The organism is Bacillus sonorensis NBRC 101234 = KCTC 13918 (assembly GCF_001592005.1).
GTDB classification, from domain to species: domain Bacteria; phylum Bacillota; class Bacilli; order Bacillales; family Bacillaceae; genus Bacillus; species Bacillus sonorensis.
Genome location: NZ_BCVZ01000004.1, coordinates 72,180 through 94,618, shown reverse-complemented (window position 1 = coordinate 94,618; position 22,439 = coordinate 72,180). Strand labels below are relative to the sequence as shown.

Sequence of the window (22,439 nt, the reverse complement as noted above, 5' to 3'; positions counted from 1 at the left end):
TTTGTGAAACTAAGAGCAAGCATGAATATAAATATGAACGCATCCGCATCCGTCCCGTTCACCGCCGATGAATGGATCGAAGTGAAAGATGCGGTGGCGATCGGCCGCAGGCTCACACAGAGTCCATATGTCAGCGGGCTTGAGTTTGAAGATGAAAAGGGCAGCTTCTGGACGCTGAAGGAACTTGAAAAGCTAAAGGAAGAACTGGCGCATGAACCTGATGAAATCACGGTGTTTTTTGACGGAAGCTATGACAAGGAAAGCGAGCTGGCAGGCCTGGGGATCGTGATTTATTATTCCCTCGGAGGGGAAAGATATCGATTAAGAAAAAACAAAAGCTTTCGGCTGACGACAAATAATGAAGCGGAATACGCCGCCCTCCATGAAGCAGTAAACGAGCTCAGGGATCTTGGAGCGAGCAGAAACTCAGTCATCATAAAAGGGGATTCGCTTGTCGTCTTAAACCAGCTTGAAGGAAACTGGCCGTGCTATGATCCAGTTCACTCAAAATGGCTTGATCGAATTGAAAAACAGCTTGAAAAATTAAAACTTTCGCCGACCTATATTCAAATCAGCCGCAAAGACAATAAAGAAGCAGATCAGCTTGCCAAAAAAATGCTTGAGCATACCATTGTGGAAAGCCACACGAAACTAGATAAATAACGGAGATGAAAGCCTTGGATAAGAAGGAGATCTTGAAAGAACTGACAAACCTGCAGGACACCTATTGTGAAGGGTGTTTTATCAAAAAACATTTCAGAAAGGAATACGGAAAAACGTATGCCCATGCATTTTGCATTACAAAATGCACTGTCGGAGAGAAGCTCCGCACATATGGAGAAGTGCTGACAAATAACAGCTGACACATTCATGAAAAAAACCGCAGTCATGCGGTTTTTTTGTTATCGCTGGGCTTCATCCAGCTGGTGCTGGCATTCGTTTAATCTCTCCAGCTGCTGGTGTAAAAATTCTTCATCCAAAGCGGATAATTCATCGGCTTGCGAGAGCCGTCTGGCATCCTCAATCGACTTGTAGGCTGATTCCGATAAGGTGGAGCTTTTTTGTCTGGTCGCCATCCCGGTCGTTTTCTGGGCGGTTTCCACGGCCAATTCAAGCTGTCTCCGCTGATTAAACCCCGTGTCAACGGCATCGTGATGTTCTGATGTCATCATTCATACACCTCCATCATTATTTTCCTGAAAACAATTATATTTATGTGCAAAAAAAGAAAAAATATAATAAAATTAAGCCGATATAACTATTGAGCCTAAAAAATATAAGTCTATATTACTAATTTGGGTATCTTATAGAAAAGGGGCCTGTGACAGTGGAAAGCAATGAATTGCAAACCGTTCTGCACAAGACATTTGTGGAGGTATATAAAGATTTAGAACAGCTGGTGGATATTGCGAAAAAGGGGCGTCCGTCTCTGGAAAAAAATATCGAGGAAATCGAACAACGGCTAAAACAAAACATTCTGGCCATTGAAATTCAGCTGAAAATTAAATAGGAGAGGCGCATATGCCTCTCCTCTATTTGAAGTCTCATTTTTTCTTCATTCTGTTAAAAGTTACAGCTTCACAACGTTAGATGCTTGAGGTCCACGATTACCTTCAACGATTTCAAAAGAAACTTCTTGTCCTTCTTCTAAAGACTTGTATCCTTCACCTTCAATTGCAGTGAAATGAACGAATACATCGTCTCCGCCTTCAACTTCGATGAAGCCGAAGCCTTTTTCATTGTTAAACCATTTTACTTTACCGTTTTGCATATTGCTTAATCCTCCTAGTACTGTAGCACAAAGTGCTAAAAAAAATTTTCATCATCTAACGATGTTTCTGCTAAATGATGGTTTCACTATACACTATCTACAGAGTCGCGTCAAGCTGTCAAGAGAAAAAAATGAACTTTTATGCTTTTTTAAGGAATTTTTTTGAAATCGCTTTCAGCATAAAGTCTTCAGAACTTATCTGAAGAAGAAAAAAATGAAACATGGAAAGGGCTTTTCCGTATATAAGTAAACAGTCATAAGGAGTGTGGATGATGAATCGTTATTCGATTGATGAATTTGTGAAAAAAACGCAGCAGGAAGACAAAGGGGAAGGGATGTTTGAACTTGAGACCCCGCGCCTGCTTGAAGTGAATCTAGACGGGAAAGTTTGGGCTAAAGCCGGTTCAATGATTTCCTACAGAGGGCAAATCAAATTCGAGAGGGAAGGGGTGTTTGAACACGGACTTGGGCGGATGATGAAAAAGGTGTTCAGCGGTGAAGGCGCTTCACTTATGAAAGCCGAAGGGGATGGAAAACTTTACCTTGCCGATCAAGGAAAAAAGATATCGATTTTAAATTTAGACAATGATGCCATTTTTGTTAACGGGAATGATCTGCTGGCCTTTGAACCTGCAATCAAGTGGGATATTAAGCTGATGAAAAAAATCTCGGGCATGCTGGCAGGCGGACTGTTTAACGTCAAGCTTGAGGGCACGGGAATGGCAGCGATCACAAGCCATTATGAGCCGCTTACTCTGCTTGTTTCTCCGGAAAGCCCCGTATATACCGATCCAAACGCAACCATTGCTTGGTCAGGCGGACTTCAGCCTGAATTTGTTACAGATGTCTCTTTTAAAACATTCATCGGCAGGGGGAGCGGGGAGTCGATTCAAATGAAATTTGCCGGAAACGGATTTGTCGTCGTTCAGCCGTTTGAAGAAGTGTATTATACCGAATCATAAAGCAAAAGAAAAAACACTTGTGAAAACAAGTGTTTTTTCTAATTGTCGGGAGCCCAGCTTAAGACAGGGCTCTCACAGCCTGTTTTTTATTCATGATGATTTCAGACTGTTCGACGATGTCAGTCAGGATGACTTCTGAAGAATTGGATAAGTGCAGGCTTTTAATATTCCGTTTCATTTCGTTTAGTTTTTGTTCATCCGCCAATAGGGAAGAGACGGACTCAAGGATCTCCTCATGCCTGTTTACCACGATGGCAGCGCCTTTATCCTCAAAGTACAGGGCGTTTTCTTTTTCCTGCCCCGGCACAGGTTTGTAAAGGATAACCGGAACACCGATTGCGGTAGCTTCCGTAAGGGTGATTCCGCCCGGTTTTGTGATCATGCAGTCGGCCACTCTGAACAGCTCGTCAATTCTTTCGATATAGCCGAACGTTTTCAGTTTATTCGGATATACGGCTTCAATTTCTTCAAGCGAGTTTTTTAATACCGTGTTTTTTCCGCAAACGACAGCGACTTGGACATCTTCTTTTGTCACAAGGGATTCGCACAGTTCCTTTACATTTTTGAGAACCCCGTGGGCGCCCGCCATGATCAGCAGAATCTTTCGATCAGGAGACAGCTGATACTTGGCGTAAATTTCGTCTTTGTCCATTTCTTCTTCAAACTGCCGGCGAATCGGAATGCCTGTAATTTTTACATTATTTGGGTGGGTGCCGATTTCAAGAAGTTTTTCCTTCACGTAATCAGTCGCCACATAATATTTATCGATATGTTCATGAACCCAAATTTTATGAAGGCAGAAATCCGTCATCACGTTGAATGTCGGAATGACTTTCCCCATTCTCCGTCTGTATTCAGGGACGACGATCATCGGAAACGTATTGATGATGATATCCGGCTGATGCTTTTTAATAAGCTGGTCAAGCCGCTTATTCCCCATTTTAAAATAGATATTAAACTTTCTTTTATTGTAAATTTTATCGACCCCATAGTAAAAAAGGCGATAAAACTGTTTCCCGATTGAAAAACTTTTCAGGTAGAGATATTGCGTAATGTCAGACACAATCGGATTTGATTCTTGATACAAATTCGAAACAGTTACATTCTTAAAACCAAGCCTTTCACACTCTTGATAAAGAGTTTTGGCTACTTGAACATGGCCATTTCCGTAATTTGCAGTCAAAATTAATATATTTTTGTTGGTATTCAAACATATTCACCTCAATTAATTCAAACAGCAAGAGCTCTAAATAGTAAAAAAACAGGAGTTAATGTCCACAGATACCATACCATAAAATTATAATTTAATTATAAATGAAGAACAAAAATTAAGGTATTTTTAAAGTTTGGATTCGCAGGAAAGCACTGGTTTCCAAGAGCTTCCTGACCCCCCGTAAAAAAGCCAGGGGCTGATGTTTGCGATGGTATAGAATCTTTTATGGAAGACTAACCCAACTGTATTTTATCATATTTCGGACATCTTGCATCAGACCGGAGCATGAGAATTTCATTTCCACTCATACGGTGTTTCCTGATAAACATAGTAATTCAGCCAATTCATAAACAATAGAGTGGCATGGGCTTTCCAGCGATTAACAGGCACCGGTCCGTCCGGTCCATCCTTAAAATAGTTCACTGGCGGGTCAATCTTCATGTTTTTGGCCAGATCTCTTTCATACTCCTCTTTAAGAGTATCGGTATCATACTCAGGATGTCCAGTCAAAAAAACTTGTTTTTCATCTTTTGAAGCAATTAAACAGACGCCTGCTTCATCAGAGATGCTGAGCACTTTTAAATCCTCCGCCGATTTTAAATCGTCCATGTTTATATCTGTATGCCTGGAATGCGGGACATAGTAGAATTCTTCAAATCCTCTTACCAATCTTTCATTTTTCTCTAAAATTCTGTGTTCGAACACGCCGAACGTTTTTTTCGGCAATTTTGTTTTGCGAATGCCGTAATGATGGAACAGCCCGGCTTGGGCTCCCCAGCATATGTGAAGCGTTGACGTGACGTTTGTTTTGCTCCAGTCAAAAATGTCCTGAAGCTCATTCCAATATGAAACTTCTTCATATGCCAGATGTTCGATCGGCGCTCCTGTAATGATCATGCCGTCAAATTTTTTGTCCTTGATCGAAGAAAAGGTTGTATAAAATTGTTCTAAATGCTGCCTTGCTGTGTTTTTTGGTGTGTGTGTAGACGGTATTAAAAAAGTGAAATATACCTGCAAAGGAGAATTTCCGAGCATTCTCAGAAGCTGTGTCTCCGTTTTGATTTTCTGCGGCATCAAATTGAGAATCACAATGTTCAAAGGCCTGATATCCTGATGGAACGCCCGTTTTTCATCCATGACGAAAATATTTTCACTTTCAAGAATCTGCTTTGCTGGCAAATCAATAGGAATGTTGATAGGCAACACGCCACCTCCGGTTTTCTCCGCTGATTTTTCTTCATTATAGGAACTTTTTGGCGATATTTCAATGTGTGAATTGTGATACAATAAAAGAAGTGTGTGAAAAATATGGAAATCATCATGTAATCAACGAAAAGGAGGCTCCTCTTCATATGAAATCCCACTTATCAGACATTGAGATCGCTCAAAGCCAGAAATTAAAACCGATAGCGGAAATTGCACGGAAACTCAGTATAGATGACGAAGAAATAGAGTACTTTGGTTTCACAAAAGCGAAAATTTCTTTAGATATTTTTGAGCGTTTAGCAGATCAACGAGACGGACATGTTATTTTGGTCACTTCCATCAATCCGACGCCCGCGGGTGAAGGAAAGTCAACTGTGACCGTCGGACTGAGCCAGGCGCTCTGGCAGGAGGGGAAACGGTCGATTGTGGCGCTGCGGGAACCGTCTCTCGGACCGACGATGGGTTTAAAAGGCGGCGCAGCAGGAGGCGGCTATTCGCAGGTTCTGCCGATGGAGGACATCAACCTTCACTTTACTGGAGATATGCACGCGATTACAAGCGCGAACAACGCTTTGGCTGCTTTCATTGACAATCATATTCATCACGGAAACGAATTAAACATTGACATCAGAAGAATCGTCTGGAAAAGGACCCTCGATCTCAATGACAGGGCGCTAAGGGAAACTGTCATTGGACTGGGCGGCAAAGCAAACGGCTTTCCGCGGGAAGACGGGTTTGACATCACGGTCGCATCTGAAATCATGGCCGTTTTATGTCTTGCCTCCGATTTGAAAGATTTAAAGAACAGACTTGCGGCAATGATTGTTGCATACACAAAAGACCAAAAACCGGTGACAGTCGAAATGCTTGGAGTTGAGGGAGCGCTCGCTCTTCTCTTAAAGGACGCGCTGAAGCCGAATCTCGTGCAAACCGTCGAGGGAACGCCGGCGCTCGTGCACGGGGGGCCGTTTGCCAATATCGCCCATGGCTCAAATAGTCTGATCGCGACTAAAATGGCGGCGAAGCTTGCTGATTACGTCGTAACTGAAGCGGGATTCGGCGCTGATTTAGGAGCCGAAAAGTTTTTCCATATCAAAACGAGGGCTGGCCGATTTACTCCGGGTGCGGTCGTGATCGTCGCCACGGTAAGGGCGCTGAAGATGCACGGCGGCGTCGCGCTTCAAGATTTAAAGATCAGCGATACGGGAGCCGTAAAAAGAGGCATTGCCAACCTTGCAAAACACATTGAGACGATCAGAGCTTTCGGTCTTCCTTATGTCGTTGCGGTAAACCGGTTTGTCCAGGATGGAGAGGAGGAACTTGAAGCCGTGCTTGACTGGTGCCGGGAAAACGGCCATCCAGCTTCAGTGTGCAATGTTTGGGAAGAGGGCGGAAAAGGCGGTGTCGAGCTTGCCCGAAACGTCATCAATGTGCTTGAAGAAAAAGAAAACCGCTTTTCTTATTTATACGAATTAACAGACCCAATCGAGGAAAAGCTGACGAAGATCGCCAGGATCGTATATGGAGCGGAAGGTGTCAAATTCACGGAAAAGGCGAAAAAGCAACTTGTCGAATTGGAAAAAAACGGCTTGAACGGGTTGCCTGTTTGTGTGGCGAAAACTCAATACTCTCTTTCAGACGATCCAGAGAAGACCGGGAGACCGCATGGATTTTACATTACTGTCCGCGAATTAAAGCCGTCAGCAGGAGCCGGCTTCATCGTCGCTCTGACAGGCAGCATTTTGACGATGCCGGGGTTGCCGAAGCGTCCGGCCGCGCTTCAAATGGATGTGGATGAAAACGGCAGGGCAAAAGGGTTATTTTAAAAGGAGCGATGGACATGTCCATGTATGATATCAGCGTAAAAACGATTAAAGGTGAAGAAACGACCCTGAAGCCGTATGAAGGGAAGGTTCTTCTCATTGTCAATACAGCCAGCAAATGCGGATTCACCCCGCAGTACAAACAGCTTCAGGAGCTTTATGATACATATAAAGACCGGGGGTTTGTCATTTTGGGCTTTCCGTCCAACCAATTTATGAATCAGGAGCCGGGCGATGAAAAAAGCATAGAGGAATTCTGTACGATGAATTACGGGGTGACGTTCCCGATGTTTGCTAAAGTCGATGTAAAAGGCGAACATATCCATCCGCTGTTTTCACATTTGACGAGCAAGGCGAAAGGAATGCTCGGAACAAAAGCAATCAAGTGGAATTTCACAAAATTCCTCGTCGATCAAACGGGCGAGACTGTTGAGCGCTTTTCGCCGCAGACAAATCCGAAGGAAATGGAGGATACCATTCAACAATGGCTGGGATGAGTCAGCTGAAAAAGAAGCAGATCAGCCTGATTGCAGAATGGGTCGGCGGAAAGCTTAGCGATGAAGGGACAGGCCATGACTGGCTTCATATCAAACGGGTGCAGCGCCTGAGTCTTATGATCGCAAAAGAAGAAGGGGCGGATTTGTTTATCACAGAAGCGGCCGCCCTTGTACACGATTTAATCGATGAGAAACTATCGGCGCGACATCGAATGCCGCTCTCAGCGCTGAAGCGGCAATTATCAGGCTTCGGCATTGACAATCAAGCCGCAGAGGACATCATTAGCATCATTACGAAAATGTCCTTCAGAGACAGGGAAAAATACAAGGATCAAAAGCTTTCTTTAGAAGGACAGGCCGTTCAGGACGCCGATCGTCTTGATGCCATGGGCGCCGTCGGAATCGCGCGGGCTTTCATGTATGCGGGTGCAAAGGGGCATTTGCTCTACCGGGAAGGCTCCCATGATAAAAACGCCCCATCTGCGGTCGGCCATTTTTATGAGAAGCTGCTTCTTCTAAAAGATCTGATGAATACCAAAACAGGGAGAAGGCTTGCCGAACACCGGCACAAGCTGATGCGTTCCTTTCTCAGCGAACTCAAAAACGAGTGTGCCTGCACTGAACAAGCCGCCTGGATAGATCGGGAATAACGGTTATGGTAGAATAAGACCCGGATCTTTTAACAGAGGGGGACAACTGATGAAGATTAAATCGATAGAACCGACACCGAGTCCAAATACAATGAAGGTCATTTTAACCGAGGAGCTGCCGGGCGGGAAAAGCAATAATTACAAAAAAGGCCAGGCGGAAGGGGCACCGCCTGTCATTCAGCAGGTGTTAAATATAGATGGTGTAAAAGGGGTCTACCATGTAGCAGACTTTTTAGCTGTGGAGCGAAATGCCAGGTTTGACTGGAAGGATATCCTGCCGGCGGTTCGTTCCGCCTTCGGGATGGATGAAACCGAAGCAAACGGCGGAGCTTCAGAGGAAAAAGAGTCGTTTGGCGAGGTCAAAGTATTCGTGCAAATGTTCAGCGGCATACCGATGCAGGTCAAACTGACTGACGGCGAGCGCGAAGAGCGGTTTGGACTGCCGGAGCGGTTTCAGGAGGCGATCTTAAAGCTGAAAACGGCTTCATCCAATGTCGTGCTTGAGCGCGCATGGAAGGAACAGGGCGTCAGATTCGGCGACTTTTCAGAAATCGGCCGTGAAGTAACGGAAGAACTCCAGGCAGCCTATGATGAGGAGCGTCTCCGGAAATTAACGGAATCCGCCGCATCTCAGGACAAAGGAACCGAAAAACAAGCCGTCCAAAGAAAATCTTACAAAGTCACACTTGAGATGCTGGAGGATGAAGATTGGCAAAAACGCTATGCCCACCTTGAGCAAATGGATCCGGAGGAAGAGGACATTCCGGTGCTTGAAAAAGCGCTCAATGATCCGAAAACATCGATCAGAAGGCTGGCCGTCGTTTATTTGGGCATGATCGAAACACCTGAGGTCCTCCCGCTTTTATACCGGGCGCTTGAGGACAAAACCATTACGGTAAGAAGGACGGCCGGCGACTGCCTCTCTGACATCGGAAATCCGGATGCCATCCCCGCGATGATAAAGGCGCTGAAGGACCCGAGCAAGCTCGTCCGCTGGAGAGCGGCGATGTTTTTATATGAGGTCGGTGACGAAAGCGCGCTTTCTGCGTTGAAAGAGGCTGAAAACGATCCGGAATTTGAAGTCAGCCTTCAAATCAAAATGGCAATTGAACGGATTGAACATGGAGAAGAAGCAAAAGGATCCGTCTGGAAGCAAATGACGGAAAGCCGCAAAAAAGAAAATCGGTAAAAGGCGCTGAATCCAGCGCCTTTTGTTTTTCAGTCAGAAATCAAGACCGTTCCATCCGCTACCAAACAATTTCAACACCATCGCGTGTCCTGTCATAAAATATCACTTTTTCTATAAAAATATTTCGAATATTGTTGAAAAAAAGCCTGAAAATATATATAGTAGGTACCAATCAAGTGGAATGTGGAGGTTCTGATAGAATGGGGAGCGATTTTCAGATTGAAAAGCAAAACAGCCATCAGCTTGAAAATCCGTAATAAGAAGTATTGCAAAACGAATATTCTAAAAATACAGAATATAAAAACGAAGATATTTTAGGAGGATCATCATGACAGGTTTACGCAGTGACATGATTAAAAAAGGGATCGACAGAGCGCCGCACCGCAGTCTGCTGAGGGCGGCAGGGGTAAAGGAAGAGGACTTCGGCAAACCGTTTATCGCCGTTTGCAACTCATATATTGACATCGTCCCCGGTCATGTCCATTTGCAGGAGTTTGGAAAAATCGTCAAAGAGGCGATCAGGGAAGCCGGCGGAGTGCCGTTTGAATTTAATACAATCGGTGTCGACGACGGTATTGCAATGGGGCATATCGGAATGAGGTACTCCCTTCCGAGCCGAGAAATCATCGCGGACTCCGTGGAGACGGTCGTTTCCGCTCACTGGTTTGACGGGATGGTTTGTATTCCGAACTGTGACAAAATCACGCCGGGGATGATCATGGCGGCAATGAGGATCAATATTCCGACCGTTTTTGTCAGCGGGGGTCCGATGGCTGCGGGAAGGACGAGTGACGGGCGCAAAATCTCGCTTTCCTCTGTTTTTGAAGGCGTAGGCGCCTATCAATCTGGCAAAATTGATGAAAAAGGATTGCAGGAGCTTGAACAGTTTGGCTGCCCAACCTGCGGATCATGTTCCGGCATGTTCACAGCCAACTCGATGAACTGTCTATCCGAAGCGCTCGGCATCGCGCTCCCGGGCAACGGAACGATTTTGGCGACGGCGCCGGAACGAAAGGAATTCGCCAAACAATCGGCGCGCCAGCTGATGGAGCTGATCAAATCAGATCTAAAACCGCGTGACATCGTGACGGAAAAGGCGATTGACAACGCGTTCGCCTTAGACATGGCGCTCGGCGGATCGACGAATACGATCCTTCATACACTGGCAATCGCCAATGAAGCGGGTGTTGATTATTCGCTTGAGCGGATTAATGAGGTTGCCGCGAGAGTTCCTCATTTATCAAAGCTTGCGCCTGCATCAGATGTGTTCATCGAAGATTTGCATGAAGCAGGCGGGGTATCTGCGGTCCTAAACGAGCTATCCAAAAAAGAAGGCGCCCTGCATTTGGATACGTTGACTGTAACAGGAAAAACGCTTGGCGAAAATATTGCGGGGTGCGATGTAAAGGATTACGATGTCATTCATCCGATTGACAAGCCGTTTTCAGAGCAAGGCGGGCTTGCTGTGCTATTCGGCAATTTGGCGCCGGACGGGGCGATCATCAAAACTGGCGGCGTCCAGGACGGCATTACCCGCCATGAAGGACCTGCTGTCGTCTTCGATTCTCAGGAGGAGGCGCTCGACGGCATCATCAACCGGAAAGTGAAAGCGGGAGACGTCGTCATCATCCGGTATGAAGGCCCTAAAGGCGGACCAGGAATGCCTGAAATGCTGGCTCCGACTTCCCAGATCGTCGGTATGGGACTCGGACCGAAGGTGGCATTAATTACAGACGGCCGTTTTTCCGGGGCATCACGCGGACTTTCAATCGGTCATGTATCGCCGGAAGCCGCTGAAGGCGGACCTCTTGCATTTGTAGAAAACGGCGACCATATCGTGGTCGATATCGAAAAACGAATCTTGAATATTGAGATTTCCGATGAAGAATGGGAAAAAAGAAAAGCGAACTGGCCGGGCTTTGAGCCTAAAGTGAAAACAGGGTATCTCGCCCGCTATTCAAAGCTTGTCACTTCAGCCAACACAGGCGGAATCATGAAGATCTGACGTTTTTTACTTTTGGATGTTTGAAATTCGGCCCCCTCTGTAGTATCCTTTACATCAGTAGTTAAGGTTTATAGAGGGGGCTTTTATATGTCAACAGCTTATGAAGAATACATGCGCCAGCTCGTTGCTCCTATGCGTCAGGAATTGGCGCAGGCCGGGTTTAAAGAGTTAACGACTGAAGAGGAAGTTGAGAATTTCATGGAAGCTGCCGAGGGCACGACGTTTGTCGTCGTCAATTCAGTGTGCGGGTGTGCAGCCGGATTGGCAAGACCAGCCGCCGTTCAGGCAGTCTCCGGAAGCGAGAACGGACCTGATCAGACCGTGACAGTGTTTGCCGGACAGGACCGTGAAGCGACCGCAAAGATGAGGGAATACTTTAAAGGCCTGGAGCCTTCTTCTCCTTCCATGGCTTTACTGAAAGGAAAAGAGGTCGTTCATTTTATTCCGCGTGAAGAAATCGAAGGCCGTGAAATGACGGAAATTATGAAAAACATCACAGACGCTTTTGAAAAACACTGCTAACACGCCCTTTTTTTCAGGGCATTTTTTACGGAGAAAAACATGATTGTGACGACAAGCTACAGACCGGCAGAAGACACTATATTAACGGCAAAGAACATCAGCCGGACGCTCGGTGCCAAATTTTCCGAGCGGAGGAAAAGACCGATATATCAAATCATGGAAACGGAGCAGGATGAAGTCCTTGTGGTCGGAAAAGAGCGCTTTGAGCTTTATCACTCGGAAGGGGAAAAGTTTTTCTTCCACCCAAACTCGGCCATGTTCCGTGCCAAGCGGTTTTTAAAGGGGGAGGCAGATCCGTTTGTCGAAGCGGCTCACATACAGCCTGGAGATCAGGTAATCGACGGCACGCTCGGCCTCGGGGCGGACTCAATCATTGCGAGTTTGGCCGCCGGGGAGCGGGGAACGGTTCTCGGAATTGAAAAAAGCCCGCTTTTGGCATTCCTTGTAGAGGCCGGGCTTCAGGCGTGGGAGACCGATCTCCCTGTTTTGAATCAGGCGATGAAAAGAATCAGCGTCCGCCCGGGCGACAGCTTTGAATACCTTAGCCGGCTTGATGACGATTCAGCTGATGTCGTCTACTTCGATCCCATGTTTGATGAAGGGATTCAAGAATCTGACGGCATCGCCCCTTTAAGAAAATGGGCGTTCGGGAACTTTGAGCTTTCTGGATGTTTAGAGGAGGCTCTTCGCGTGGCGAGAAAAAGAGTTGTCCTTAAAGACCATTGGAAAAGCCCCCGATTTGCGGCATACGGCTTTGATGTCAAACGGCGGAAAACCGCTCTTTTTCATTACGGTGTTTTGAAACCGGAAAAATAACCCAAGGGTGCAGGCCCCTGGGTTTTTTAATCTGCGATTTCCATGATGATAAAGTAAGCGAGGGTAATGAAAGAAGCTGTGATGAAAAGTCCTTCTACCATTGAAGATCACTCCCGATTTTGGAATTTTCTCCTTTGATTGTAAACGTTTTAATAACAAAAGAAAAGCCGCTTTTGCCCTAATGTGCCCAATATGTTTTGAATGACTGAATATTCAACTTATGATAGAATAAGAGAAAACAATGTTGTCAGAAGGGAACTTAATCGGTTATGAAGATGTGGATGAGAAAAGCTCTTGTTGCCTTATTTACAATTGCGACGTTCGGCCTTGTATCTCCTCCCGCCGCTTTGATGGCGGACAAGCCGTCAGAGCACCAGAATATCAAGGAGACGGGATATACGGCTGTCTATGAAAACCGGGAAGAATCCCTGGCTGACGGGGAACAGGCTCCCAAGCCCTCCTCCTTTGACGCCTACACGGAGGAACTGCTGAATAAGGCGGAAGACCAGTCTTTTGCCAAGTTCGGGAACAGAATATCGCCTGTCATTGAAGACGAATACAGAGAAGAAGTTCTGCCGAAGATCGAAGAGGCGATCGTCAGCCATCTGATGACGCTGAAAGATGATGAAGCATACCAGGACCTCGTCATTTCCAAACAGCCGACGCCGGGAAAATCGGAAAAAATCTTCCACGTATACAACCGGAAAACGGGCGAGGATGTTTTGCGGTTTCATGTTCGAAGGGACCAGCCGCCGCAACAAGGCTACTGGTTTAATTTTCATTATCACAGTGCAGAAGACGGCTTTCAAAAACACCATGATCTCGGAAGCATTTATTGGGACCGCAATACACCGCCCAATTGGATGAGTCATTAAAGGAGATTGATTGCAGATGAAAAAATATACGATGAACGAAATGGTGCATTTGACAAAAAACATGCTCAATGAACGCGGCGTAGCCATTGAAGATATCGCGCTCATCGTTCAAAAACTGCAGGAGAAATATCATCCTGACCTGCCTTTGAGCGTTTGTATTGATAATGTGGAAAAAGTTTTAAATAAAAGGGAAATCATCCATGCCGTTTTAACGGGCATAGCGCTCGACCAGCTTGCAGAAAAAAAACTCCTGCCTGAGCCGCTTCAATATTTGGTTGAAACGGATGAGCCGCTTTTCGGAATAGATGAAATCATCCCTCTTTCCATCGTAAATGTATACGGGTCAATCGGCCTTACCAACTTTGGATATCTGGACAAAGAAAAATTCGGGATCATTAAAGAGCTTGATGATTGTCCCGAGGGAGAGGTCCATACATTCCTTGATGATATCGTGGCTGCGCTGGCCGCAGCAGCGGCAAGCCGCATCGCCCACACGCACCAGAATCAGCAGGATGAAGAGCAGGAAGAGAAAACCGAACATCCGAGCGTGCAGGGAAGCTGAGAAACCGCCGAAGGGCGGTTTTTTTATTTTGACGTCCTCTGAAAAATGTCTTGTTGCAAAAGGCCAAACGAGATACACTACAAAAGGATGAAAAAAATGAAACGAAATCGGGATTTATGCCGTCATATGGTTAGAAAACGGGAAAAAGACAAGCGGAACAAGGACAAGGCTGCCATCAGCCGACGCAACCTCAAGGAAGCTTAGCCTCTTAACGCCGACACGCCCCGCAGGGAAGCAACATCGGCCCATTGAATTGCCCCGGACGATGCGGATCTTGATCATCCATAAAAAACGAGAAATACATATAGAGGAGGCTGTCATGCGCATGATCTCATTTATTTTTGCTATGGACAAAAACCGCCTGATCGGCAAGGACAACGACTTACCATGGCATTTGCCAAATGATTTGAAATACTTTAAAAACGTCACAAGCGGGCATGCCGTCATCATGGGGAGAAAAACATATGAATCAATCGGCAGGCCTTTGCCGAACCGGAAAAACATCGTTGTGACTTCGAATCGAGAGCTGGACTTTCCGGGCTGCGACATTTTGCATTCTGCAGAAGAAGTCGTCCAGTTTGCAACAGGCAGTGATGAAGAATGTTTTGTAATCGGCGGTTCAACACTATATACAGAACTGCTTCCTCACGCGGACAAGCTGTATATGACAAAAATTGATGAAGCATTTGAGGGGGACCGCTTTTTCCCGGAATTCAACGAAGATGAGTGGGAAATCGTTTCAAGACAAAAAGGTTTGAAAGATGATAAAAACCCCTATGACTACGAATTTCTCGTTTATCAAAGAAAAGGATAGAGGGGAGGGTGTTTATGTTTCGCTATTATTTTCTGGTGATATATACGGTATATATGCTCTTAAAGCACATCAAATTGTTATATGAGCTGCAGACGCTTGATCCGAGGCTTTCCTATGCCAAGCAGATGGAAGCTGTGTATGATAAGCCGAAGTCATTCATGCGGGGGTGCATCGGTTTAACCGGTTCGACCGTTTCCATTCATCAATTCGGCAAAACGCCGAAAGGTCCCGTGCTTTATGTCCATCCGAAGCTTAAGCTTGCGGATTTGGCTGTTTTGCTCGGCCATCTTGATAAAACGCCTTCTTTTTTTGCGGAGCCCCGCGCATTTCGATACCCGCTGGTCCATCAATGGCTGAATAAAATGGGCGCCATCAAAAAAAACGGCGGGGAACATACGGCCGTTGAACAAATCGAAGAAATCGTCCGTAAAGGCCAAAGCTTTATCCTTTCCGAGGCTGACGGAATCGATTATGAATCACTATCAAGCCGGCTCGGCGTACCTATTGTTCCAATTGAAACATCCGGTATCGAAGACATGCAAAAAGGCTCGTTTTTCAAAAGGCTGAAACCCGCTGATCTTGATCTCACGATTCATCGTGCCTACCTCCCTGAAAATAAGCGGCTTCGGGCATAGCGCCGGAAGCCGTAAAAAACCCGGGCTCATCAGAAGCCCGGGTTTTTTTTGCTTATACAAAAGGCACCTTCGCCACGTAGAAGAGGATGCAGAAGAACATAGATGCGCTCCCTGCGAGAACAAAAGTGTGCCAAATAGCATGGTGATAGGGAATTTTCCGCCATAAGTAAAAGATTGTTCCGATGGAATACAAAATTCCTCCTAAGAGGAGAAGGGCAAAACCTTCACCGGTTAAAGCCGTATAAAGCGGTTTGATCGCAATGATCGCCATCCAGCCCATTAAAAGATACATCAGTGTGCTGACGACGATAAAGCGCTTGACGAAAAAGATTTTAAAGACGATGCCGCAAAGGGCAAGGCACCAGATGACCGCAAGCATCGTATAGCCGAGAGTGCCTTTCAGCGGACCGAGGAGAAGCGGAGTATAAGTACCTGCGATCAACACATAAATAGCCGAGTGGTCAATAATTTCCAATATATCTTTCGTTTTTTGATGCTGTATGCTGTGCAAGAGCGTTGAACTGATATAGAGAAACAGCATTGAAGCGCCGAAAATGGAAAAGCTGACGATGTCGACAGGATTACCGTAGCGGATCGCGAAAATCACCAAAAATACAATCGCAGGGATGGACAGCAGGACGCCAAGACCGTGTGTAATGGCATTGGCGATTTCTTCTTTAATCGTGTACAAAACAAAACACCCTTTCTATTCCTGAATAATATGATTTTTTAGCGAGCTTAAAAAACGCAGTCCTTCAAGTGTTATTTTCGTTCCCGCTCTTCCGCGGCCTTTTGTGACGTATTCCCTTTTTTCCAGGTAGTCCAATCTGCCCCGAACCTGCTGGGGGGTGAGCTCTGACTTCCCGTTCTTGCTCAGTTCAGATAGGATTCTCCGGCTGGCAGGCTCTCCTTTTTCATTTAATTGTTTGATCGTGTCCAGCAGAAAGGCGAATTCTTCTTTTTCCATCAGTGTCAGTGAAGCAGGCGCATTTTTTTTGTCCTTCGTTTTTTTCTTCTCAACCTGCCCCCTTAATACCGGCGGAATATCATAAAGCTGAATGGTTTTTTGATCTGAGACGGTTTTCATATAATCCGCCATGTTTTTCAGCTCCCTTACGTTGCCGAGAAATTCGTATTGCTCCAAAGCATCCCAGACGATGGGCTCGACATATATGTCATGTTCTCCGCTTTTTAGGAAATGATGCACGAGAATGGGGATGTCGCCTCTTCGCTCCCTTAGAGGAGGCAGCGGCAGATCAAGTACATTCAGTCTGTAGTACAAATCCTTGCGGAACTCACCTTTTTTAATCCGCTCCGGAAGCGGAACGCTTGAGGATGAGATCAGCCTCAGGCCGATTCCTTTTTCAATGGCGGCCAAAAGCCTTCCCTGAAGGTGTAAAGAGAGGCCCCACACTTCATCGAGAAACAGGGTTCCCTCTGTCTGTCCGGCTTCATGAAAAAGCTTGTCATCCAGTTCTTCTTCACTTACAGCGCCGCAATTGATTTGCAAAAACGGGCCATTGCCGAATGGGGAGGCGTGATGGATGGCTCTTGCAAACAGCCCTTTGCCCGTTCCCGTTTCCCCGGATATGTAAACCGAATGTGCGGATTCCGCAAATCGTCTCGCCCTGTTTTTTACCTGCAAAAAAGAATCGGCTTCACCGATCAGGTCGGCAAATGTTATCGAATGGCTCAAGTTTTTGATCATGGTCAATCTCCTTTTGGTTCCAATTGGTTCTATTATAACACCCAATTGGAACAAATAAAGTCTTTTTTACAAAACAATTTTTTGAATGAAACGTTTGAAGCCGCCGTATATATGGAAAAAGCCATTGAAGTTCTAAAAAGTCTATAATATTCTGAAATAAGAGAGAATTGCCCTTTAATTTTTGAATATTCATGATATAATGGCGTATTAAATAGAGCTTTAAAAAGAAAGGATCCTATAAATGAAACCGTTGCTTAAAGAAAACTCTCTCATCCAAGTCAAAGATATTTTAAAAGCACACCAAAATCTAAAAGATGTTGTCATTCATACCCCTCTGCAAAAAAACGAGAGGCTGTCTGAGAGGTACGATTGCAACGTTTATTTAAAAAGAGAAGATTTGCAGGTTGTCCGCTCATTCAAGCTGAGAGGCGCATATTACAAAATGAAGCAGCTTTCAAAAGAAACGACGAAAAACGGCATTGTCTGCGCAAGTGCCGGCAACCACGCCCAGGGGGTTGCTTTTTCGTGCAAGCATCTCGGCATCCACGGCAAAATATTCATGCCTTCCACCACCCCGAGACAAAAAATTTCCCAAGTCGAGCTGTTTGGAAAAGACTATATTGAAATCATCCTGACCGGTGATACGTTTGATGACGCCTATCAAAGCGCAGTGGCCTGCTGTGAGGAAGAAAAACGGGCGTTCATCCATCCGTTTGACGATCCTGAGGTCATGGCGGGGCAGGGAACGGTCGCCGTCGAAATCTTAAATGATATTGAATGTGAGCCGCATTATGTATTTGCGAGCGTCGGTGGAGGCGGCCTTCTTTCCGGAGTGGGGACCTATATGAAAAACGTGTCCCCTGAAACGAAGCTGATCGCGGTCGAGCCCAAAGGGGCGCCCGCTTTGTTTGAGTCCAATAAAAACGGCGAAGTTGTCACACTCCAAAAAATCGATAAATTCGTCGACGGCGCCGCCGTCCAAAAAATCGGCGAACAGACATTCAAAACACTCGAAAACGTCGTGGACGATATTCTGCTCGTTCCGGAAGGCAAGGTCTGCACAGCGATACTCGAATTGTATAACCAGTGCGCGATTGTAGCAGAGCCGGCCGGAGCTTTGCCGATCGCCGCTTTAGATCTTTACAGGGATGAAATCAAAGGGAAAAATGTCGTGTGCATTATCAGCGGCGGCAACAATGACATCGGAAGAATGCAGGAAATCAAAGACAGATCGATGATGTACGAAGGACTTCAGCATTATTTCATCGTAAATTTTCCGCAGAGGGCCGGGGCGTTGCGCGAATTTTTGGATGAAGTGCTCGGGCCCAGCGATGATATTACGCGATTTGAGTATACAAAAAAGAATAATAAAAGCAGCGGTCCCGCGCTTGTCGGCATCGAACTGAAGCAGCGGGAAGATTATGAACCGCTGATCGCAAGGATGGACCGAAAAGGGTTCCGCTACCTTGAAGTCAATAAAGATGAAGGGCTGTTCAATCTGCTGATATGAGAAATTTTTTTGAAAAGAGCGTACAATTCACAGACAAAGCTTCCCGGGATTATGTATAATAAAGAAAATATCCAATAAAAGAGGATTGATACTTTGTTACTCAAAAGCCTAGAGTTCAAACGATCGGATGGACAGCAGGTGAAGGTGACGGAAATACCCTTGCTGAAGGAGGACGACCCCCATTTTTTCATGGCGCAGCTGAGGCTTGAAGCGTTTTTGAAGAAGCTTTACTGTTCGAAACGGAAAAAAAATGTGTACTCTTTCAGGGAATACTTAAAAAGAGCGCTAAAATGGCATGATTATCAAGCCATTTATCAGCAGGAAGAACTGAAACATAATGCATAGCATATAAACATTCTTTGCCAGCCTATATACCGCTCTGAAAAAACGGCGGCAAAACGGGCAGGCAAAGAATTTTTCATGCGTTTTTACAGCATCAGGATACATCACTTGAGACCGACAGGATGTGAAAGAGATTGACAAATATTAAAATTGTAACGGATTCAACGGCGGATATAAGCGATGAAGAGAAGCGCAAATACGGTATTTCCGTATTGCCGCTTTCGATAGTGATTGACGGGAAGGTGTACAGAGACCAGCTGGATATTCAATCAGAAGAATTTATTGTGAAAATGGAGGCCGCAGCTGAGCTTCCGAAAAGCTCGCAACCGCCTTTAGGAGCATTTCTCGAGCTGTATGAAAAGCTCACAGAGGATGGGAGCGAAGTCATCAGCATCCACCTTTCAAGTGAATTAAGCGGGACGTTCCAAACAGCTGTAAGCGCTTCGAACATGGTTGGCGGAAAGGTCACAGTCATCGACTCCATGTACATTTCAAAAGGTCTGGGTTTCCAAGTGTTAAGAGCAGCCGCACTTGCCGGACAGGGGTGGACAGCTTCCGCTATTATCAAAGATCTTGAAGACATCAGAAACCGCACCTCTCTTTATGTGACCATCGACAGCCTTGAGAATTTGATCAAAGGCGGGCGGATCGGCAGGGGAAAGGCGCTGATCGGTTCACTGCTCAAAATAAAACCGATCGCAAGGCTTGAAGACGGCATCTATACGCCTGAAAAAAATGTCCGCAGCACTGCTCAGCTCATTAAATATTTAACAGGACAATTTCTCACGTCCGTAAAAGGAAAAACCGTACAAGCGGTCGGCATCGCCCATGCGGATGCATTGGATCTGGCGCATAAATTGAAGGCTTCATTGCTTGAACATATACCGGGGATCGACATCGATATTTTATGCACCACGCCGATTATATCGACCCACACGGGAAGAGGAGCGATCGGTTTTTCCTTTTATACCGACTGACAAAGGGGAGAAAAGGATTGAAAAACGTTTTCGGCTTGTTGATTGCGGGTGTTGCCATCATTTTGATGTGCGCCTGCGGAACCAATAAAATTAAAGATCCGTTGAATTATGATGTGCAGTCTTTCTCTTTTCAAAATCAAGACAACAAAACAGTATCCCTGGACAGCTTAAAAGGTAAAGTATGGGTGGCGGACTTTATTTTTACAAACTGTAATACGATTTGTCCGCCGATGACCTCGCATATGGCAGAGCTGCAAAAGCAAATGGATGAAGAAAATCTTCAAGCCCGGATTGTCTCATTCAGCGTAGACCCGGAGAATGATACTCCGGAAAAGCTGAAAAAATTTGCGGCTAACTATCCGCTTTCTTTTGAAAACTGGGACTTTTTAACCGGGTACTCACAGGCTGAGATCGAAAGGTTTGCGCTCAAAAGCTTTAAGGCGATCGTCAAAAAACCGGAAAATGAAGATCAGGTGATTCACCAAAGCTCTTTTTATTTAGTCGATCAGGAAGGGAAAGTCGTCAAAGATTACGATGGCGCGAAAGATACGCCGTACAGCGAGATCATCGCCGATATTAAGATTTTGGAAAATCGTTGAATATAGCGTTTAAAAGCCTGTTTATCCCCGGAAAGCAGGCTTTTTGAGCATCCGTAAATGATTTTTCAAAAGAGATAAAACATGTTACACTTTTTTTTAGGCTATAAAGAAGGAAGGGGCTTCGTTATTTGAGCATACGGTTTATATCAGTGGTAGCAGCCCTTGTCTGTCTGCTGTCCGCTTGTACCGGAGGTAACGCCGGAGCCGGAAAAACGGCGGCCGCACCCAAGCGGAGCATCGTCATTGCCGCAGTTGGAGATTCTTTGACAGAGGGGGTGGGCGATCAGGGAGGGAAGGGTTATGTCGGCATGATAGCCGAAAAGCTGAAAAACAGCAGTGATGTGACATCCGTCAAGGTGAAAAATTATGCGGTGAAAGGCTACCGGACTGACGATCTGTTGAAAAAGCTCGAAGAAAAAAAGGTGCAAGACGGGCTGAAGGACGCTGACTATATCTTCCTGACAATCGGCGGCAACGATCTGATGAAGGTCGTCCGGCAACATTTTTCCCATTTGACGCTTCAGCCTTTCCGAAGCGAGCAAAAGGCATTTGAGCAGCGGTTTGCCAAAATTTTGACAGAAATCAGAAAGCAAAACGGCAGGGCTGACATGATTTATGTCGGCATGTACAATCCGTTTACGTTTACCCTTTCCGAACTGAGGGAAGTCGATCAGGTCGTTGGGGAATGGAATCAGGGCGCTGAAAGGCAGCTGAAAAAGATTCCAAACGCAAAAATGGCGGATATCGCAGATATATTTGAAGAATACAGTGATGAAAAAAAGATGGCTGATGATGATTTTCATCCCAACCAATTCGGGTATGCTCTAATAGCAAAGCGGGTTTACGATCAAATGAGACAAGAAGAACTCCCGACAGAATAAGGTGAAAAGCATGAAGAAATGGAAGAGTTTATTTTTCATATTAGCGGCAGTCAATGCGGCCATCATTGTCGGCGCCTTGATTCTCATGTTCCTTCCAAGTGAAGAAAGGGAGCCGGCCGAACCTTCTCCAAGCGGATATGAACTGAATGTCACCAGCACAAAAGAATCATTGGCGGCATTCATTAATTCGTATTTGCAAAAAGAAACGTCATCTGAGCTTGACTACAAAGTGGAAATCGATGATGAAGTTCATGTCATCGGCGCCATCCGCGCCTTTTCATCGACGGTCGATGCAACGGTTTCATTTCGCCCGTCTGTCGAAAAAAACGGGGATGTCGCACTTCATGTGACAAAGTTTTCTATAGGCAGACTGGACATTCCGATTTCCTTTGTTTTACATTACATGGATGAGTTTTACGATCTTCCCGATTTTGTTCATGTCCGTGCACACGCAAAAGAAATTCAAGTCCGCTTATCAGAGATGCCGCTGAAAAACGGTATGTATGTAAAAGCCAAACACATCGATTTAGAAAAAGATCAGATAGAATTTGTCTATTATCAGCCGGCATCATCATAAAGTTGACGAATCGTTTAAAATACAGGAAAATAAAAAATATTAATCTGTAAGACGCGATGTTTTTTAATCATTCAGAGGTGACGGTATGGAGCGTATCAATCGATATTTCAGTTTACTCTCGTCATTATTTTCACTGTACTTTGCAGGACAGGCTGCCCTCAGCTTTTTCGATGAAAACATGGACAAAATGTATTTCAACATCGGCTATTGCGCGTTATTTTTAAGCATTATGGTGTTTACGCTTGATGTGAAAAAACGAAAAAACAACGGATCATAGCAACCGATAAAAAAGAGACGTCATGTCT

Annotated in this window: 27 protein-coding genes and 1 pseudogene; 22 read left to right on the top strand and 6 right to left on the bottom strand. The window is 45.5% G+C overall.

What is annotated here, in order from left to right:
* The first annotated feature begins 3 nt into the window (after positions 1–3).
* Together BTR1S_RS07385 and BTR1S_RS07380 are read left to right on the top strand one after the other, a co-directional pair.
* Positions 4–685 (top strand): annotated as a pseudogene (locus tag BTR1S_RS07385) (reverse transcriptase-like protein).
* Entirely contained in the window at positions 678–863 is a 186-nt protein-coding gene (locus tag BTR1S_RS07380; RefSeq protein ID WP_006636332.1) for a zinc-finger domain-containing protein, read from the top strand. The pseudogene BTR1S_RS07385 and the gene BTR1S_RS07380 overlap by 8 nt, the downstream one beginning before the upstream one ends.
* A 39-nt stretch (positions 864–902) precedes the next feature.
* On the opposite strand, the gene BTR1S_RS07375 is transcribed toward BTR1S_RS07380, so the two are convergent.
* Complete coding sequence (locus BTR1S_RS07375) at positions 903–1,169, bottom strand: DUF2564 family protein (protein ID WP_029418370.1); 267 nt, start codon at positions 1,167–1,169, stop codon at positions 903–905.
* A 158-nt stretch (positions 1,170–1,327) separates the two neighbouring features.
* Here BTR1S_RS07375 and BTR1S_RS07370 point away from each other — a divergent pair, with 158 nt between their 5' ends.
* On the top strand, positions 1,328–1,510 hold the full coding sequence (locus BTR1S_RS07370) for a hypothetical protein (RefSeq protein WP_003182837.1): 183 nt from the start codon (positions 1,328–1,330) through the stop codon (positions 1,508–1,510).
* 60 nt (positions 1,511–1,570) lie between these two features.
* On the opposite strand, the gene cspD is transcribed toward BTR1S_RS07370, so the two are convergent.
* The gene (gene cspD / locus BTR1S_RS07365; protein ID WP_003153604.1) at positions 1,571–1,771 is read right to left on the bottom strand and encodes a cold-shock protein CspD; all 201 of its coding nucleotides are present in this window, start codon (positions 1,769–1,771) and stop codon (positions 1,571–1,573) included.
* A 272-nt stretch (positions 1,772–2,043) separates the two neighbouring features.
* Between cspD and BTR1S_RS07360 the strand changes: the two genes are divergently transcribed.
* Entirely contained in the window at positions 2,044–2,733 is a 690-nt protein-coding gene (locus BTR1S_RS07360) for an AIM24 family protein (RefSeq protein ID WP_006636330.1), read from the top strand.
* 58 nt (positions 2,734–2,791) lie between these two features.
* On the opposite strand, the gene BTR1S_RS07355 is transcribed toward BTR1S_RS07360, so the two are convergent.
* Entirely contained in the window at positions 2,792–3,943 is a 1,152-nt protein-coding gene (locus tag BTR1S_RS07355) for a diglucosyl diacylglycerol synthase (RefSeq protein ID WP_029418371.1), read from the bottom strand.
* Positions 3,944–4,240: 297 nt separating this feature from the next.
* Positions 4,241–5,149 carry a homoserine O-acetyltransferase MetA gene (gene metA, locus BTR1S_RS07350; RefSeq protein WP_006636328.1) on the bottom strand — a complete coding sequence of 303 codons (909 nt, stop codon included), beginning with the start codon at positions 5,147–5,149 and terminating at the stop codon, positions 4,241–4,243.
* Between the two features lie 149 nt (positions 5,150–5,298).
* Between metA and BTR1S_RS07345 the strand changes: the two genes are divergently transcribed.
* From BTR1S_RS07345 to BTR1S_RS07295, 11 genes are all read left to right on the top strand, one after another.
* Positions 5,299–6,978, top strand: a complete 1,680-nt coding sequence (locus BTR1S_RS07345; protein ID WP_006636327.1) for a formate--tetrahydrofolate ligase — start codon at positions 5,299–5,301, stop codon at positions 6,976–6,978.
* Positions 6,979–6,992: 14 nt separating this feature from the next.
* Positions 6,993–7,472, top strand: coding sequence for a glutathione peroxidase (locus BTR1S_RS07340; RefSeq protein ID WP_006636326.1), 480 nt, complete (start codon positions 6,993–6,995; stop codon positions 7,470–7,472).
* Positions 7,460–8,122 (top strand): HD domain-containing protein, encoded by a 663-nt coding sequence (locus tag BTR1S_RS07335; RefSeq protein ID WP_006636325.1) that lies wholly within the window; start codon positions 7,460–7,462, stop codon positions 8,120–8,122. The genes BTR1S_RS07340 and BTR1S_RS07335 overlap by 13 nt, the downstream gene beginning before the upstream one ends.
* 49 nt (positions 8,123–8,171) lie before the next feature.
* Positions 8,172–9,311, top strand: a complete 1,140-nt coding sequence (locus BTR1S_RS07330; RefSeq protein ID WP_029418373.1) for a conserved virulence factor C family protein — start codon at positions 8,172–8,174, stop codon at positions 9,309–9,311.
* Between the two features lie 328 nt (positions 9,312–9,639).
* Positions 9,640–11,316 (top strand): dihydroxy-acid dehydratase, encoded by a 1,677-nt coding sequence (gene ilvD, locus BTR1S_RS07325; RefSeq protein ID WP_006636323.1) that lies wholly within the window; start codon positions 9,640–9,642, stop codon positions 11,314–11,316.
* 87 nt (positions 11,317–11,403) lie between these two features.
* Entirely contained in the window at positions 11,404–11,838 is a 435-nt protein-coding gene (locus BTR1S_RS07320; protein WP_006636322.1) for a BrxA/BrxB family bacilliredoxin, read from the top strand.
* Positions 11,839–11,880: 42 nt separating this feature from the next.
* Positions 11,881–12,654, top strand: a complete 774-nt coding sequence (locus BTR1S_RS07315; protein ID WP_029418374.1) for a class I SAM-dependent methyltransferase — start codon at positions 11,881–11,883, stop codon at positions 12,652–12,654.
* A gap of 269 nt (positions 12,655–12,923) precedes the next feature.
* Positions 12,924–13,529: a YpjP family protein gene (locus tag BTR1S_RS07310; RefSeq protein WP_006636320.1), complete on the top strand. Its 606-nt coding sequence runs from the start codon at positions 12,924–12,926 to the stop codon at positions 13,527–13,529.
* Between the two features lie 16 nt (positions 13,530–13,545).
* Complete coding sequence (locus BTR1S_RS07305) at positions 13,546–14,091, top strand: phosphatidylglycerophosphatase A family protein (RefSeq protein ID WP_006636319.1); 546 nt, start codon at positions 13,546–13,548, stop codon at positions 14,089–14,091.
* Positions 14,092–14,416: 325 nt separating this feature from the next.
* Positions 14,417–14,905: a dihydrofolate reductase gene (locus BTR1S_RS07300; protein ID WP_006636318.1), complete on the top strand. Its 489-nt coding sequence runs from the start codon at positions 14,417–14,419 to the stop codon at positions 14,903–14,905.
* 14 nt (positions 14,906–14,919) lie between these two features.
* Complete coding sequence (locus BTR1S_RS07295) at positions 14,920–15,540, top strand: lysophospholipid acyltransferase family protein (protein ID WP_006636317.1); 621 nt, start codon at positions 14,920–14,922, stop codon at positions 15,538–15,540.
* A 52-nt stretch (positions 15,541–15,592) separates the two neighbouring features.
* Here the strand turns inward: BTR1S_RS07295 and trhA are convergent, their stop codons facing one another.
* Together trhA and BTR1S_RS07285 are read right to left on the bottom strand one after the other, a co-directional pair.
* Entirely contained in the window at positions 15,593–16,231 is a 639-nt protein-coding gene (trhA, locus tag BTR1S_RS07290) for a PAQR family membrane homeostasis protein TrhA (RefSeq protein ID WP_006636316.1), read from the bottom strand.
* A gap of 15 nt (positions 16,232–16,246) precedes the next feature.
* Positions 16,247–17,248, bottom strand: coding sequence for a sigma 54-interacting transcriptional regulator (locus BTR1S_RS07285; RefSeq protein ID WP_006636315.1), 1,002 nt, complete (start codon positions 17,246–17,248; stop codon positions 16,247–16,249).
* A gap of 241 nt (positions 17,249–17,489) precedes the next feature.
* On the opposite strand from BTR1S_RS07285, the gene ilvA reads away from it, so the two are divergent.
* From ilvA to ypmT, 7 genes are all read left to right on the top strand, one after another.
* Entirely contained in the window at positions 17,490–18,758 is a 1,269-nt protein-coding gene (ilvA, locus tag BTR1S_RS07280) for a threonine ammonia-lyase IlvA (RefSeq protein ID WP_029418375.1), read from the top strand.
* A gap of 93 nt (positions 18,759–18,851) precedes the next feature.
* Positions 18,852–19,103: a YpmP family protein gene (locus BTR1S_RS07275; RefSeq protein WP_006636313.1), complete on the top strand. Its 252-nt coding sequence runs from the start codon at positions 18,852–18,854 to the stop codon at positions 19,101–19,103.
* A 131-nt stretch (positions 19,104–19,234) separates the two neighbouring features.
* Positions 19,235–20,077 carry a DegV family protein gene (locus BTR1S_RS07270; RefSeq protein ID WP_029418376.1) on the top strand — a complete coding sequence of 281 codons (843 nt, stop codon included), beginning with the start codon at positions 19,235–19,237 and terminating at the stop codon, positions 20,075–20,077.
* A gap of 65 nt (positions 20,078–20,142) precedes the next feature.
* Positions 20,143–20,676, top strand: coding sequence for an SCO family protein (locus BTR1S_RS07265; protein WP_373870211.1), 534 nt, complete (start codon positions 20,143–20,145; stop codon positions 20,674–20,676).
* Between the two features lie 128 nt (positions 20,677–20,804).
* Positions 20,805–21,557, top strand: a complete 753-nt coding sequence (locus BTR1S_RS07260) for an SGNH/GDSL hydrolase family protein (RefSeq protein ID WP_029418377.1) — start codon at positions 20,805–20,807, stop codon at positions 21,555–21,557.
* 10 nt (positions 21,558–21,567) lie between these two features.
* Positions 21,568–22,134: a YpmS family protein gene (locus tag BTR1S_RS07255; protein WP_034325547.1), complete on the top strand. Its 567-nt coding sequence runs from the start codon at positions 21,568–21,570 to the stop codon at positions 22,132–22,134.
* 85 nt (positions 22,135–22,219) lie between these two features.
* Positions 22,220–22,411 (top strand): protein YpmT, encoded by a 192-nt coding sequence (gene ypmT / locus BTR1S_RS07250; protein ID WP_006636308.1) that lies wholly within the window; start codon positions 22,220–22,222, stop codon positions 22,409–22,411.
* Positions 22,412–22,439 lie beyond the last annotated feature (28 nt).

What these genes read in the sequence shown, in the direction of transcription:
- BTR1S_RS07375 (WP_029418370.1), bottom strand. Translation starts at nt 1,169, where the DNA reads ATGACATCAGAACATCACGATGCCGTTGACACGGGGTTTAATCAGCGG.
- cspD (WP_003153604.1), bottom strand. Translation starts at nt 1,771, where the DNA reads ATGCAAAACGGTAAAGTAAAATGGTTTAACAATGAAAAAGGCTTCGGC.
- BTR1S_RS07360 (WP_006636330.1), top strand. Translation starts at nt 2,044, where the DNA reads ATGAATCGTTATTCGATTGATGAATTTGTGAAAAAAACGCAGCAGGAA.
- BTR1S_RS07345 (WP_006636327.1), top strand. Translation starts at nt 5,299, where the DNA reads ATGAAATCCCACTTATCAGACATTGAGATCGCTCAAAGCCAGAAATTA.
- BTR1S_RS07340 (WP_006636326.1), top strand. Translation starts at nt 6,993, where the DNA reads ATGTCCATGTATGATATCAGCGTAAAAACGATTAAAGGTGAAGAAACG.
- BTR1S_RS07335 (WP_006636325.1), top strand. Translation starts at nt 7,460, where the DNA reads ATGGCTGGGATGAGTCAGCTGAAAAAGAAGCAGATCAGCCTGATTGCA.
- BTR1S_RS07330 (WP_029418373.1), top strand. Translation starts at nt 8,172, where the DNA reads ATGAAGATTAAATCGATAGAACCGACACCGAGTCCAAATACAATGAAG.
- ilvD (WP_006636323.1), top strand. Translation starts at nt 9,640, where the DNA reads ATGACAGGTTTACGCAGTGACATGATTAAAAAAGGGATCGACAGAGCG.
- BTR1S_RS07320 (WP_006636322.1), top strand. Translation starts at nt 11,404, where the DNA reads ATGTCAACAGCTTATGAAGAATACATGCGCCAGCTCGTTGCTCCTATG.
- BTR1S_RS07310 (WP_006636320.1), top strand. Translation starts at nt 12,924, where the DNA reads ATGAAGATGTGGATGAGAAAAGCTCTTGTTGCCTTATTTACAATTGCG.
- BTR1S_RS07305 (WP_006636319.1), top strand. Translation starts at nt 13,546, where the DNA reads ATGAAAAAATATACGATGAACGAAATGGTGCATTTGACAAAAAACATG.
- BTR1S_RS07300 (WP_006636318.1), top strand. Translation starts at nt 14,417, where the DNA reads ATGATCTCATTTATTTTTGCTATGGACAAAAACCGCCTGATCGGCAAG.
- BTR1S_RS07295 (WP_006636317.1), top strand. Translation starts at nt 14,920, where the DNA reads ATGTTTCGCTATTATTTTCTGGTGATATATACGGTATATATGCTCTTA.
- BTR1S_RS07285 (WP_006636315.1), bottom strand. Translation starts at nt 17,248, where the DNA reads ATGATCAAAAACTTGAGCCATTCGATAACATTTGCCGACCTGATCGGT.
- ilvA (WP_029418375.1), top strand. Translation starts at nt 17,490, where the DNA reads ATGAAACCGTTGCTTAAAGAAAACTCTCTCATCCAAGTCAAAGATATT.
- BTR1S_RS07265 (WP_373870211.1), top strand. Translation starts at nt 20,143, where the DNA reads ATGTGCGCCTGCGGAACCAATAAAATTAAAGATCCGTTGAATTATGAT.
- BTR1S_RS07255 (WP_034325547.1), top strand. Translation starts at nt 21,568, where the DNA reads ATGAAGAAATGGAAGAGTTTATTTTTCATATTAGCGGCAGTCAATGCG.
- ypmT (WP_006636308.1), top strand. Translation starts at nt 22,220, where the DNA reads ATGGAGCGTATCAATCGATATTTCAGTTTACTCTCGTCATTATTTTCA.